Below are 13,536 nucleotides of genomic sequence, written 5' to 3' on the forward strand. Positions count from 1 at the left end.
TAAACCGGAGCAACGACATGGCACCTATTGCCTTAACAATCGCAGGGTCTGACAGCGGCGGAGGGGCCGGAATTCAGGCCGATCTCAAGGCAATGTCGGCGCTTGGGGTTTATGGGGCCAGCGTGATCACCGCAGTGACGGCCCAGAACACCAGGGCTGTGACTGCTGTGCATGGCATTCCACTGGACATCATTGCTGCTCAGATCGACGCTGTTCTGACCGACCTTGATGTTGGCGCGATCAAGATCGGCATGCTGGCGACACCAGAGATCATCCACAGTGTCGCCGACAGGATTGCGGGTTTTTCCGGGCCGGTTGTTCTGGACCCCGTCATGATCGCAAAATCCGGCGATGCGCTATTGGCCGAGGAGGCCGTACAAACAATGCGCGACGTGTTGCTGCCCCGCGCGACCGTGCTGACGCCCAATCTGCCCGAAGCGGCATGTTTATTGGGTGGCGCGCCGGCGGACACCCTGGATGAAATGATCGCGCAGGGACACGATCTTTGTGAGATGGGCGCGGACGCGGTCCTGATGAAAGGCGGCCATGGCAAAGGCGACATTTGCCACGATCTTCTAGTTACGACCGAAGGCGTGACCAGTGAATTCACGGCTCCGCGCCAGCAGACCCACAATACCCACGGAACAGGCTGCACTCTGTCCTCGTCGATCGCGGCCGGGTTGGCCAAGGGCCTTTCGCTGACCGATGCCGTGGCTCAGGCACATGGCTACTTGCAGGGTGCCATCACCCAGGCCGATGGTCTGAATATCGGGCAGGGGCACGGTCCAGTGCATCACTTCCATCGGGTCTGGTCCGCGTGACGGTCTGGACGGTCATAGGGGCCGGTGTGGCCGGATTGGCGGTCGCGTCCGAGCTTGTTTCGCGCGGAGCAAAGGTGCAGGTATTTGATCCTGGCGGCCCGCCTGGCCCGCACGGCTGTTCGTGGTGGGCCGGCGGTATGCTCGCGCCCTGGTGTGAGTACGAAAATGCCGAAGAACCCGTTCTGCGCCTTGGACAGGTGGCGATTGACTGGTGGGCTGCGCGGACGCAGGTTCACAGGAACGGCACGCTGGTCGTCGCAAACCCGCGCGATCTGCCTGATCTGCGCCGCTTCGCCCGAAGAACCGAAGCCTTTTCTGAGGTCAGCGCGGCAAAAGTGGCTGAATTAGAGCCTGATCTAAGCAATTTCAGCAAGGGCCTGTTCTTCAGCGACGAGGCTCATCTGGACCCCCGTCAGGCATTGCAGGATTTGTCCCGCCAGCTTCGGGATCAAGGGGTCGAAATCCACCAAAGGCTGGCGCCGACGCAGTTGGAAAACGCCATTGATTGCCGCGGTCTGCACGCACGCGAGTACCTGCACGACCTGCGTGGAGTCAAAGGCGAGATGCTGGTGATCCGGTGCCCGGACGTATCCCTGACCCGACCGGTGCGTCTGCTGCATCCGCGCATGCCGCTTTATATCGTGCCGCGCGGGGATGGCGTCTACATGCTGGGCGCAACGATGATCGAATCCGAGGATAGCAGCCGCATCACCGCGCGTTCGATGCTGGAGTTACTCAGCGCCGCCTACGCGTTGAACCCCGCCTTTGGCGAGGCCGAAGTGCTGGAAATCGGCGTCGATCTGCGCCCGGCCTTTCCTGACAACCTGCCACGCATCAGGCGGTTGGGACGAACAATCTATGCCAACGGCCTCTATCGCCACGGCTACCTTCTGGCCCCCGCACTGGCGCAGGGGGTGGCCGATCTGGCGTTGGACAACAAACATTCGGAGATGGTCGATGAAGATCGTGCTTAACGGCGAACCGCGAGAGGTGCGCGCCGAAACCCTTGCCGAGCTTTTGCAGGAATGTGGGTTCTCGGGCCGTGTCGCCACGGCGGTAAACGAAGACTTTGTGCCTTCGAGCCTGCGCATTGCCCACGCACTTAAAGTTGGCGACCGGGTCGAAATCGTCGCACCGATGCAGGGGGGCTGAGGGATGAAAAAGTTCTACGGCACACAACTGCCCAACCGGCTTATGCTGGGCACGGCGCAATATCCCAGCCCCGCGATCCTGGAGCGGGCGTTTCGGGACAGTGGCGCCGGGGTGGCTACTGTATCGCTGCGGCGCGAATCCGGTGCGGGACAGACCTTTTGGCAGATGATCCGCGAGTTGGGCGTGCTGATCCTACCCAATACCGCCGGGTGCCACACGGTCAAAGAGGCTGTGACCACCGCCCATATGGCGCGCGAGGTATTCGATACCAAATGGATCAAGCTGGAACTGATTGGTCACACGGACAGCCTGCAGCCGGATGTGTTCCAATTGGTCGAAGCTGCGCGCATTCTCACCGAAGACGGATTCGAGGTCTTTCCCTACACCACGGACGATCTGATCGTGGGTGAACGCCTGCTGGCCGCAGGGTGTGAGGTTTTGATGCCATGGGGTGCCCCGATTGGTTCGGGTCGTGGGCTTAACAACGAATACGCGCTGCGCGCGATGCGGGCGGAATTCCCAGATGTGCCACTGGTGATTGATGCCGGTATCGGCCTGCCCAGTCACGCGGCCAAAGCAATGGAATTGGGCTATGACGCGGTTCTTTTGAACACCGCCGTTGCACGGGCTGGAGATCCAGCAGCGATGGCCAAAGCAATGATGCTGGCAATCGAAGCCGGGCAACTGGCCCATCAGGCTGACCCGATCGAGGCGCGCGACATGGCCGAACCTTCGACCCCAGTCATCGGAAAGGCGTTCCTGTCATGACCCTCGACCGGTTTTACCCGATTTTCGACCACTCGGACTGGCTGCGCCGGATGCTGCCTTTGGGTGTGAAGCTGGTGCAGTTGCGGATCAAGGATCAACCGGATGAGGTTGTGCACGAACAGATCGCGATTTCGCGTGACCTGTGCCGCGCACATGATGCCGTTCTGGTTGTTAATGACTACTGGCAGGCGGCCATCGATGCGGGTTGCGACTGGATTCATCTGGGACAGGAGGATCTGGACAACGCGGACTTGAAAGCAATTCGCAAGGCGGGGCTGAAGCTGGGTGTCTCGACCCATGACGATGACGAACTTGAGCGCGTTCTGGCGATGACCCCCAATTACGTCGCCTTGGGACCGGTATACCCAACGATCCTGAAAAAGATGAAATGGGAACAACAGGGGCTGCCGCGCGTGACCGAATGGAAATCCCGCGTGGGGGACATCCCTTTGGTCGGGATTGGAGGGATGAGCGTTGAACGCGCGCCCGGCGTCTTGCAAGCGGGCGCGGACATCGTGTCGGCCGTGACGGACATCACCCTGAATGCTGATCCCGAAGCGCGGGTACGAGCATGGATTGAGGCCACCCGATGAGCCGCTACGCGCGCCAGATGATCCTGCCTGAGGTCGGCGAACGGGGTCAGGCCCGTCTGTCCGAGGCGCGGGTTCTGGTGGTGGGTGCTGGTGGGCTGGCGGCACCGGTTCTGCCGTTGCTGGCCGGTGCCGGTGTTGGGCACCTGACCATCATGGATCGCGATGAGATTGCTTTGTCGAACCTGCATCGTCAGACAATGTTCACCGAACGGGACTGCGGGCACCCCAAGGCTGAGACCGCAGCAGAGCGCTGCCGGGCTATCAACAGTGAAATCTCGGTTTCGGCGGAAAAACAGGCTCTAACCAGCGTAAATGCGCAGAAATTCGTTTCTGACGCGGATATCATCCTCGATTGCGCCGACAGCTATGCCGTTAGTTACACGCTTTCGGATAGGTGCCGCGGGTTGGACAAACCCCTCATCAGTGCTTCGGTACTTGGTTTGTCGGGCTACGTTGGTGGCTTTTGTGGCGGTGCCCCGTCCTTGCGGGCGGTGTTTCCGGATGCGCCCGACAGCGGTGCCAGCTGCGCTACAGCGGGCGTTTTGGGGCCGGTGGTTGGCATGATTGGGGCAATGCAGGCGCAGATGGCGCTCAGCCTGATCCTTGGCATTGAGCCTTCGACACTTGGTCAAATGGTTCAGTTTGACGCCCGCACGCTACGCAGTACTTCGTTCCGCTTTGATGGCGCTTCGGAACCAGAGCAGCACTTTCCCTTTGTTTCCGCATGCCAGCTGACCCCCGATGACCTGATCGTCGAGCTTCGTGACCAGTATGAAGCACCCGAACCGATTCATCCCGACGCGCACCGAGTGTCACCTCAGGCCTTAAAGGCAACTCAGCGCACGGGTCGACGGCTGGCCTTGTGTTGTGCCACCGGTCTGCGCGCTTGGCGTACTGCGGAAGAACTGAAACCGGATTGGCCGGGCGAGATTGTCCTCGTCGCGGCCTCAACCTCGTGAACAGAAGGAAACGCGAGACATGAAAAAGCTGATGACAGCGATCGCCCTGCTGGCCGCCGCGCCGGCCTGGGCTGATGACAAGATGACGGTTCTGCTGGACTGGTTCGTCAACCCCGACCACGGACCCATCATCGTGGCGCAGGAAAATGGCTACTTCGCCGATGAAGGGCTGGAGATTGAAATCGTTCCGCCAGCTGATCCCTCCGCCCCGCCGCGTCTGGTTGCCGCCGGTCAGGCCGATCTGGCCGTGTCCTACCAGCCGCAATTGCACCTGCAAATCCACGAAGGTCTGCCGCTGAAACGTGTTGGCACATTGGTTGCGACGCCACTGAACTGCCTGCTGGTGCTTGAGGATGGTCCGATCAAATCGCTGGCCGACCTCAAGGGTAAGAAAGTCGGCTTTTCGGTTGCGGGCGTCGAAGAGGCCGTGCTGAGCGCCATGCTCAAAGTTCACGACGTAGCGCTGGACGATATCGAGATGGTCAACGTCAACTTCTCGCTATCGCCGTCGCTGATGACCGGGCAGGTGGATGCGGTGATCGGGGCCTTCCGGAACTTTGAGCTGAACCAGATGGACATTGAAGGTGTCGCGGGCCGCTGCTTCTATATCGAGGAAGAAGGTGTGCCATCCTATGATGAGCTGATCTATGTCGCCAACCCCGACACGATGGATGCCGATAAGGTTGCCCGCTTCCTGGCCGCAACCGAAAAGGCGACCCAGTTCATCGTCAACAACCCGGAAAAAAGCTGGGAAATCTTTGCTGCCACCTCGCCTGAGTTGCAGGATGAGTTGAACGCCCGCGCCTGGATCGATACGTTGCCCCGCTTTGCGCTGCGTCCGGCAGGGTTTGATGCGGGCCGCTATGCCCGGTTCGAAGCGTTCCTGAAAGACAGCGGTATGATCGACAGCATCAACCCGGTCAACGACATCTCAGTCGACGTGACCGTGCAATGAGCGACTATGGCAAAGCGTTCGCGCTGATGCGTGATGCCGCGCAGGGACCGTGGCGGGATTACACCCGCCACGCCTTTGTCGAAGGGATGAAGGACGGCACCCTGTCGCGAGAGGCATTTCTGCACTATCTGCGGCAGGACTACGTGTTCCTGATTCACTTTTCCCGCGCCTGGGCGCTGGCGGTTGTGAAATCAGAAACGCATTCCGAGATGCTGACAGCCGTTGCTACGGTGAACGCGCTGGTGGCTGAGGAAATGCAGCTGCATATCGGGATCTGTGAAGCTGAAGGGATTTCCAGAGAAGAGCTGTTCGCAACACCCGAACGCGCAGAAAACCTGGCCTACACGCGCTTTGTGCTTGAGGCCGGGTACAGCGGCGATCTGCTCGATCTGCTGGCCGCCTTAGCGCCTTGCGTGATGGGCTATGGCGAGATCGGCGCGCGCTTGGCGGCTGAAGCCACATCCGAGGCCTATCGCGATTGGATCAATACCTATGCCGGACCGGATTATCAAGACGCCTGCAAAGCGGTTGGAGAGCTGATGGATCAGGCTCTAACAAGGCGTATCGGTGCAGACTATGTGGCTTCACCTCGCTGGCAGCGCCTGTGTCAAACCTTCCGCACCGCGACCGAACTTGAGGTTAATTTCTGGCAAATGGGTATGACCCCGTGACGCCAGCGCCCGATCTGACCGTCAGCGGATCCGCCTCCATCAACGGCGCGCCTTTGTTCGCGCCGTTGACCCTGACCCTTGCGGCGGGGCAATGGACCTGCCTGCTGGGCGGATCGGGCGTCGGAAAAACCACCATTCTGCGCCTGATTGCCGGCTTGGATACGGGTGCGGAATTCACCGGAGAGATTACGGCCAATGACCGCCAGCCGGTGCATGAGCGTGTCGCTTACATGGCGCAGGATGACTTGCTGTTACCTTGGGCCACCGTTGCACAGAACGTGTCGCTGGGCGCGCGGCTACGCGGTGAAAAGCCTGACCTGAAGCGCCGGGATCGTCTGATCGAACGGATGCGGCTTGAGGATCACCTGACCAAGAAACCTGCCGAACTATCCGGCGGTCAACGGCAGCGCGTGGCGCTGGCGCGCACATTGATGGAAGATCGCCCCATCGTGCTGCTGGACGAGCCCTTCTCGGCCCTCGATGCGCGCACGCGTGCCGACATGCAGGATCTGGCGGCCGAAGCTCTGCAGGATCGTACCGTATTACTGGTCACCCATGATCCGGGCGAAGCTGCCCGGTTGGGCCAATCGATCGTGGTCATGACGCGGCATGGCCTGACGCCCTGTAGCCCGCCCCGCGCAATCGCGCCGCGCAAGGTTGATGACCTGGAAACGCTGGAAACCCAAGGCGCGCTGCTGCGCCTGTTGCGCGAGGAAGCGGCATGAAGGTGCTGTCAGCCATTGCGGCGACGGTGTTTGCGCTGGCCATCTGGCAGGGGATCGTCAGTCTGACCGGTCTTCCCAAGTTCATTCTTCCGGGTCCGGCTTTGGTGGCCGAGACGTGGTGGCAGAACCGCTGGATTATTGCAGAACACACATGGGTGACCGCAGTTGAAGTTGTCGTTGGCCTCGCCTGCGGTACAGTTCTGGGGGTTCTGACCGCGTTGCAATTGGCTAATTCCCGGGTGGCGCGGGTGTTGGTGCAGCCGATGCTGGTGTTTACCCAAGCGCTTCCCGTCTTTGCATTGGCGCCTCTGCTGACCTTGTGGCTGGGATATGGTTTGTGGTCCAAGGTCGCGATGGCAGTGCTGATCATCTATTTCCCGATCACCTCGTCCTTTTTTGACGGGCTTATGCGGACCCCAGCCGGGTATCTGGATCTGGCGCGCACGATGCAGGCCAGCCCACGCTCGGTGTTGTGGCACATTCGTATTCCCGCCGCTTTGCCCTCGCTGGCCTCTGGTATGCGGCTGGCTGCGGTCTATGCTCCGATCGGGGCGGTGATCGGCGAATGGGTCGGGTCGTCACAAGGGCTTGGGTATTTGATGCTGCTGGCCAACGGCCGTGCCAAAACGGACTTGATGTTTGCGGCGATGCTGACGCTGGGCGTGTTCTCGATCCTGTTACACCTGATTGTCCGGCGCGCCACCGCGCATATGGCCGGCGAGATGCGTTAACCATTCAGAAACCGATTCTGCGGCACGGTAGGGTCATGACTCAGGACGCCTTTGCCGAAGCCCCGATGCTGTTTGAAACGGACGAAGCCCCGGTGCAACCGATGCCCACGGGCCGGCTGCCGTCCTACATCAAGGATCACCGCAAGCGTCTGCGCGAACGCTTCATGTCCGGCGGATCGGCGGCAATGCCGGATTATGAACTGTTGGAACTTGTCTTGTTCCGGTCGATTCCCCGACAGGACGTTAAGCCTCTGGCCCGTGCGTTGATGGACACGTTCGGAGACTTTAACCGCGTTCTGACCGCGCCCGAAGAGCGGCTGCGGCAGATCAAGGGCGTTGGGGATTCGGTAATTACCGATCTGAAGATCCTTGAGGCATGCGCCCACCGCATGGCCCGAGCGCGGGTGATGCAGCGCCATGTGATCTCGGGCTGGGATGCGCTGCTGGACTATTGCCATACCACCATGGCCCACCGCGAAACCGAGCAGTTCCGCGTGTTCTATCTGGATCGCAAGAACGTATTGATCGCGGACGAAGAACAGGCCAAAGGCACCGTGGACCACGTTCCGGTCTATCCGCGCGAGGTTGCCAAACGGGCGTTGGAGCTGAATGCGTCTGCCCTGATCCTTGTGCACAACCACCCTTCGGGTGATCCGACCCCGTCGCAATCAGACATCGACATGACCAATCGTATTCAGGATGCCTGCGTGGCGCTGGGCCTGACCCTTCATGATCACCTGATCATCGGCAAATCGAATGAGCTGAGCTTTCGGTCCGAAGGTTACCTGTGAAGGTTACTGAACCCACACCTCGACCCGCCGATTGACCTTGCGCCCCCAATCCGTGTCATCGCAGGCCATAGGCATCGCCTCGCCAAAGGCGTCCACGGCGAGTTCGATGCTTTCCGGAATCGCGGTTTCCACGGCGGACAAAACCGCATTGCGAACGGTCTTTGCCCTCAGCAAGGCAATCCGGGCATTGGACGAGGCCGCGCCGTCACCGTCGCTAAAGCCGACAAACGTAAGTTTGCGGGCATCGATGGCTCCGGTTTCCAAAGCATGGGCCAGTTGCCGGATATTCGAACGCGACTGTGCGTCCGGACGGGACGAACCGGCCTCGAACCTAAAGGACAGTGACAGGCGCGATTGAGGCCGCAGCGTTTCGATCATGCGCTGCAGTTCTTCCAGCCCGACCTCAGCTCCGCCCGAAACCACGGCATTGGCCAGACGGTCGCCCTGTAGCCCGATCCGCATCGTTTCCGGGGACTGATCTACAAAGCCGGCCTTGCGGATCGCCATTTGTGCCTCGGGGCTTTGGGTATATGCCAGAAATTGCCGCGCGATGCGCGGCAGGCGAATGGCTGGCAAATACAGGAACATAGGGGATGTCAGCGGGTAGTCCTCGGTCTTGATGGACTGCCGTGTCGCGACAAGGGCGTGACCGCAACCGCCAGTCAAGGGCAGGGTTCGCGCGCCGTCAGTTTCGGCCTGGCTGGCGATTCCGATCGCAAAGGGATCGTCCGCAACGGTGCGCACCAGATCGCTGCTGCGAGTGTGACGGACCACCTCATCAGCAAGCGTGGTATTGGCTGGCACAAGCAGCTTGTCTTCGACCCCTTGCGCCAGGCCTGAGCCGGATTCCGGCAGGTGCAGAGATACAGGCGCATCAGGCCCACCCAGATCGGACCAGTTCGTAATGTCGCCGGAAAGTACCCGCGCAAGATCAGCGGGCGAAATCTGCCGCACCGGGTTGTCGCGCGCCACGATAGGCACCAGCGCATCCAAAGCAACGACCCGCGATGACAGATTGCCCAACCCGGTGGATTGCGCATCCTCTTGCTCGGATGGTCGAATTTCACGCAGCGCCATCACCACATCGGTTTCGCTGGCGATCAGATCCGCAAAACCGCCGCCCGTATTTCCCGGGTTGAAAAAGAACCGGCCCAAAGGGGCATCGCGTCCGGTCTGGTGCAGCTCATAGGTAAATTCGCCCGTGTCCGACCGGTGTGGTGTGGCAGACAGCCCTTCCCGCTGTGCGAACCCGACAATCAGCGCCGGCAGCACCTTTTCTGCCATGACCGAGGACCCGGAGAAGCGGATTTCGGCGACATAGTCAGTCAAACTGGGGCAGGCGGGCCCTTCGCAGGTCACGCCTGATCCGTCTACGGTCAGCTCACCGAACTGGGTGTCCACTCGGTAGAACTCGCCGTCAAAGCCCAACAGATTGCCCGTGACTTCGACCTTCCCGTCCTGGGATGTCAGGGTAATGTCCTGTGCGGTCACGTTTGACGCCAGCGTCACCGATATCAGTGTGGCCGCTGCCACACGAAAGAATGTCATAAGAAAGCCGAGCCTGCCTGCGGTTTAGTTTGCAGCGATTGTCAGGTCTTGGAGAAGATTATTCAACACCAGAAACTCACCCGACTGCGCGCAATCCGGCAGGGTCAGCGTCAAATCGCGCGACCGCAGGCGGCGGTCGCCGCGCAGTTCCAGCGTTTGGACATTCAGATCACGGCCGCAATTCACATCCGTCACTTCGGCCTCGACAGTCAATTCGACCGATCCGGTTTGGCTGATCTCGCCTGCCGGGAAAGAGTAGACTTCGATATTTTGCGCATCGCCAAAACCCGAATGACCCAGATGCATGACATTGCCCGCGCCCTGCGTCGCAGGGTCCGAAGAGACGTGACCTGTTCCGCCATAGCTGGCCCCAAATTCCAGCGCATGGATCTGCAGGTCTGTATCGCCCTGCCATTGCAGAGCGATGCGGGTATAGTCGGCCAGATCGGGAATGTGAGTGGTGGCTACGGTCCCGGTCTGATCGTCAACCGAGATCAGAAAAATTGCATATTCCGACAGGGCCGGGATCGTCAGATCCAGCTTGCCGTTTTCGTCCGTCTTTTGAGTGACTGTCAAACCGCTGTGATGAATTTCGATCCGCTCATTCGTGTGGCAGGGGGCTTTGACGGTCAATCTCGCGGCCGCGCCCGGAACAGCCCTGGCGCGGGCGCTGAGGGCACACTTTGCCTGATCAGAGGGGGCTGACCGGCTGGATTGCAGGGTGCGTTGCAAAGGTTGGCTGCTATTGGATTTGTCCAAAGCTGGAGTCGAGGAGGTCAAGACGATGTCCTCCAGCCCGGCGATAACCGTAGACTGGCTAGAATTCACTTCCGAGTGCGCCTGCGCGTCGTCAGGTTGCGCTGGCGTTCCATTTTGCATCAGGTAACCAATGGCCAGGGCACAAGCGACAGTGCCGCCAGTGGTCACGTAGTTCTTTATTACAAACAAAACACCCTCCCCAGTTGAAGGAGCGAGTCGCATCCTGAAGTTGAATCACGGCCAATATGTGGCCGTGAGGCGGACTCAATGTGTCGGGGTCAGGGTGACGTCAGGTCAGCCGGCCATGGCAATGTTTGAATTTCTTGCCGGATCCGCAGGGGCAGGGATCGTTGCGCGACGGGTTGCCCCAGGTCGAGGGATCATCTTCGACAAAACCGGGGCGCGCATCGCCCGAAGCCTGCGCTTCGGCCAGTGCTTCGGCGCGGTCAGTGGCTTGATCCACCGCCTTTTGCGCCTGTGCCTGTTGCGCCTGCATCTGGGCCAGCATATCGCGCTGTTCCTCTTCGGTCAGCGGGCGGACGCGCGACAATTGTTGGGTCACGGTCTCGCGCAAACTGTCGAGCATCCCTTCAAACAGCTGGAAGCTTTCGTTCTTGTACTCGTTCAGCGGATCGCGCTGGGCATAGCCACGGAACCCAACGACCGAGCGCAGATGTTCCAGCGTTAGCAGGTGCTCGCGCCATTTGCCGTCGATGGTTTGCAGCAGAACCTGCTTTTCAATGTTGCGCATGTTCTCTGGGCCAAACGCCACGGCTTTCTGCGCCATCATCTCATCCGCGGCCTTAATCAGACGTTCGCGCACCTGCTCGTCATCCACGCCTTCCTCGGCAGCCCAGTCTTGAACCGGCGCGTCAATGGTCAGCTTTTCCTTGATCGCCTCGTGCAGACCGTCGGTATCCCACTGATCGGCGTAGGTTTTCGGCGGCATGTATTCGTCGATCAGGTCATCGATCACCTGTTCGCGCATATCCGAGACGATTTCGGACAGGTCATCCGTCGACATGATTTCGCGGCGCTGGCTGAACACCACCTTACGCTGGTCGTTCATCACGTCGTCGAATTTCAGAACGTTCTTGCGCATGTCAAAGTTGCGGCCCTCGACCTTGGATTGCGCCCGTTCCAGCGACTTGTTCACCCAGGGGTGTACGATCGCCTCACCTTCCTGCATGCCCAGAGTGGTCAGAACCTTGTCGAGCCGTTCCGAGCCGAATATGCGCATCAGGTCGTCTTCGAGGCTCAGATAGAACACGGTACGGCCCGGGTCACCCTGACGGCCCGATCGACCGCGCAGCTGGTTGTCGATGCGCCGGCTTTCGTGACGCTCGGATGCCATCACATAAAGGCCACCGGCGGTCAGGACCTTTTCCTTTTCCTCGGCGTGGCGCGCTTCTTCGGTGGCGCGCAGCTGGGCGGGATCGGCTTCGGGGTTTTCAGCCAGCGCCTGCAGAACCTTCATCTCGACATTGCCGCCCAGCTGAATGTCGGTGCCACGGCCAGCCATATTGGTGGCGATGGTGACCGCGCCCAGACGGCCCGCGTCTGCAACGATCTGCGCCTCTTGTTCGTGCTGGCGCGCGTTCAGAACGTTGTGCTGGATGCCTTCTTTTTGCAGCATCTGGCTCAGCAGTTCGGATTTCTCGATGGACGTGGTGCCCAGCAGAACCGGCTGGCCCTTTTCCTGTGCTTCCTTGGTCTGCTCGATCATCGCGCCGTATTTTTCACCGGCGGTACGATAGACCTGATCGTCTTCGTCCAATCGGGCAATCGGCTTGTTAGTCGGAACTTCGACCACGCCCAGACCGTAGATTTCCTGAAATTCCTCGGCTTCAGTCAGGGCTGTGCCGGTCATGCCGCCCAGTTTGTCATACAGGCGGAAGTAGTTCTGGAACGTCACACTGGCCAGCGTCACGTTCTCGGGCTGAATCTGCACGCCTTCCTTGGCTTCGATGGCCTGGTGCAGACCTTCGGACAAACGGCGCCCTGGCATCATGCGGCCGGTAAATTCGTCGATCAGGACGACGTTACCATCGCGAACGATGTAGTCCTTGTCGCGCTGAAACAGCTTATGCGCGCGCAGGCCCTGGTTGACGTGGTGCACAACGGTGGTGCTTTCGGGATCATAGAGCGAATGGCCTTCCGGAATCAGCCCCGCAGTGATCAGCTGTTGCTCCAGAAACTCGTTGCCCTCATCGGTGAAGGTGACGTTCCGGGACTTTTCGTCCAGCGTGAAGTGATCATCGCTGAGTGACGGGATCAGGCCGTCGATGGCGGTATAAAGATCCGACCGGTCCTGCGAGGGACCCGAGATGATTAGCGGCGTCCGGGCCTCATCAATCAGGATCGAGTCGACCTCGTCCACAATCGCGAAATTGTGGTGTTTCTGGTAAATTTGGTCCAGATCGGCCTTCATGTTGTCGCGCAGATAATCAAAACCCAGCTCATTGTTGGTGGCATAGGTCACGTCACAGGCATATGCGGCCTTTTTCTCGGCATCGGGCTGACCCGACCAGATCACGCCGGTGGTCATGCCCACGGCGGCAAACACCTTGCCCATCCACTCCGAGTCACGCTTGGCCAGGTATTCGTTTACCGTAACCACATGAACGCCTTTGCCGGTCAGCGCGTTCAGATAGGCCGGGAAGGTGGCGACCAGCGTCTTGCCTTCACCGGTCTTCATTTCCGAGATGTTGCCCTGATGCAGGAATGCGCCGCCCATCAGCTGCACGTCAAAGGCGCGCAGTCCCAGCGCGCGTTTGGCGCCTTCACGAACGTTGGCGAATGCTTCGGGCAACAGAGCGTCCAGTGCCTCTCCATCCAGCGCGCGTTTGCGCAGTTCGGCGGTCTTTTCGATCAGCCCGTCATCGGACAGTTTTTCGAACTCTGGCTCCAGCGCATTGATCTTTTCGACCAGCGGGCGGGTCGCCTTGATCTTGCGGTCGTTCGGTGTTCCGAACACCTTTTTGGCGAGCGTTCCGAGTCCCAGCATGTTCACTCCAGCGGATCTGTTCTTGTCTTGGTTGCGACAGGCTTGCCCACCTTGCG

Annotated in this window: 14 protein-coding genes; 11 read left to right on the forward strand and 3 right to left on the reverse strand. The window is 60.1% G+C overall.

What is annotated here, in order from left to right:
* Positions 1 to 17 precede the first annotated feature (17 nt).
* Genes thiD through radC form a run of 11 tightly spaced genes read left to right on the forward strand, consistent with a single transcriptional unit; the run spans position 18 to position 8,166 of the window.
* A complete protein-coding gene (gene thiD, locus MHN28_RS12355; protein WP_239339882.1) occupies positions 18 to 821 on the forward strand; it encodes a bifunctional hydroxymethylpyrimidine kinase/phosphomethylpyrimidine kinase in 804 nt (267 codons plus the stop codon).
* On the forward strand, positions 818 to 1,795 hold the full coding sequence (gene thiO / locus MHN28_RS12360; protein WP_239339885.1) for a glycine oxidase ThiO: 978 nt from the start codon (positions 818 to 820) through the stop codon (positions 1,793 to 1,795). Before thiD ends, thiO begins: the two co-directional genes overlap by 4 nt.
* Positions 1,779 to 1,973, forward strand: a complete 195-nt coding sequence (thiS, locus tag MHN28_RS12365; protein ID WP_239339896.1) for a sulfur carrier protein ThiS — start codon at positions 1,779 to 1,781, stop codon at positions 1,971 to 1,973. Before thiO ends, thiS begins: the two co-directional genes overlap by 17 nt.
* Before the next feature lie 3 nt (positions 1,974 to 1,976).
* On the forward strand, positions 1,977 to 2,741 hold the full coding sequence (locus MHN28_RS12370) for a thiazole synthase (protein ID WP_239339899.1): 765 nt from the start codon (positions 1,977 to 1,979) through the stop codon (positions 2,739 to 2,741).
* Positions 2,738 to 3,334 carry a thiamine phosphate synthase gene (locus tag MHN28_RS12375; RefSeq protein ID WP_239339901.1) on the forward strand — a complete coding sequence of 199 codons (597 nt, stop codon included), beginning with the start codon at positions 2,738 to 2,740 and terminating at the stop codon, positions 3,332 to 3,334. Before MHN28_RS12370 ends, MHN28_RS12375 begins: the two co-directional genes overlap by 4 nt.
* The gene (locus MHN28_RS12380) at positions 3,331 to 4,293 is read left to right on the forward strand and encodes a HesA/MoeB/ThiF family protein (RefSeq protein ID WP_239339903.1); all 963 of its coding nucleotides are present in this window, start codon (positions 3,331 to 3,333) and stop codon (positions 4,291 to 4,293) included. The genes MHN28_RS12375 and MHN28_RS12380 overlap by 4 nt, the downstream gene beginning before the upstream one ends.
* 19 nt (positions 4,294 to 4,312) lie before the next feature.
* Entirely contained in the window at positions 4,313 to 5,248 is a 936-nt protein-coding gene (locus MHN28_RS12385) for an ABC transporter substrate-binding protein (protein ID WP_239339907.1), read from the forward strand.
* Positions 5,245 to 5,919 carry a thiaminase II gene (gene tenA / locus MHN28_RS12390; protein ID WP_239339910.1) on the forward strand — a complete coding sequence of 225 codons (675 nt, stop codon included), beginning with the start codon at positions 5,245 to 5,247 and terminating at the stop codon, positions 5,917 to 5,919. Before MHN28_RS12385 ends, tenA begins: the two co-directional genes overlap by 4 nt.
* Complete coding sequence (locus tag MHN28_RS12395) at positions 5,916 to 6,644, forward strand: ABC transporter ATP-binding protein (protein WP_239339913.1); 729 nt, start codon at positions 5,916 to 5,918, stop codon at positions 6,642 to 6,644. The genes tenA and MHN28_RS12395 overlap by 4 nt, the downstream gene beginning before the upstream one ends.
* A complete protein-coding gene (locus MHN28_RS12400) occupies positions 6,641 to 7,375 on the forward strand; it encodes an ABC transporter permease (protein ID WP_239339915.1) in 735 nt (244 codons plus the stop codon). The genes MHN28_RS12395 and MHN28_RS12400 overlap by 4 nt, the downstream gene beginning before the upstream one ends.
* Before the next feature lie 35 nt (positions 7,376 to 7,410).
* Positions 7,411 to 8,166 carry a DNA repair protein RadC gene (gene radC / locus MHN28_RS12405; protein ID WP_239339921.1) on the forward strand — a complete coding sequence of 252 codons (756 nt, stop codon included), beginning with the start codon at positions 7,411 to 7,413 and terminating at the stop codon, positions 8,164 to 8,166.
* A gap of 3 nt (positions 8,167 to 8,169) precedes the next feature.
* Here radC and MHN28_RS12410 read toward each other — a convergent pair whose 3' ends face one another.
* The 3 genes from MHN28_RS12410 to secA all read right to left on the reverse strand — a co-directional run bounded on the left by MHN28_RS12410 (position 8,170) and on the right by secA (position 13,480).
* The gene (locus tag MHN28_RS12410; RefSeq protein WP_239339924.1) at positions 8,170 to 9,714 is read right to left on the reverse strand and encodes a phosphate ABC transporter substrate-binding/OmpA family protein; all 1,545 of its coding nucleotides are present in this window, start codon (positions 9,712 to 9,714) and stop codon (positions 8,170 to 8,172) included.
* Between the two features lie 24 nt (positions 9,715 to 9,738).
* On the reverse strand, positions 9,739 to 10,662 hold the full coding sequence (locus MHN28_RS12415; protein WP_239339926.1) for a hypothetical protein: 924 nt from the start codon (positions 10,660 to 10,662) through the stop codon (positions 9,739 to 9,741).
* 100 nt (positions 10,663 to 10,762) lie between these two features.
* Positions 10,763 to 13,480: a preprotein translocase subunit SecA gene (gene secA / locus MHN28_RS12420; RefSeq protein WP_239339928.1), complete on the reverse strand. Its 2,718-nt coding sequence runs from the start codon at positions 13,478 to 13,480 to the stop codon at positions 10,763 to 10,765.
* Positions 13,481 to 13,536: the final 56 nt, after the last annotated feature.

Origin of the sequence: Ruegeria sp. Ofav3-42 (assembly GCF_022347725.1) — a bacterium.
Lineage (GTDB): Bacteria > Pseudomonadota > Alphaproteobacteria > Rhodobacterales > Rhodobacteraceae > Ruegeria.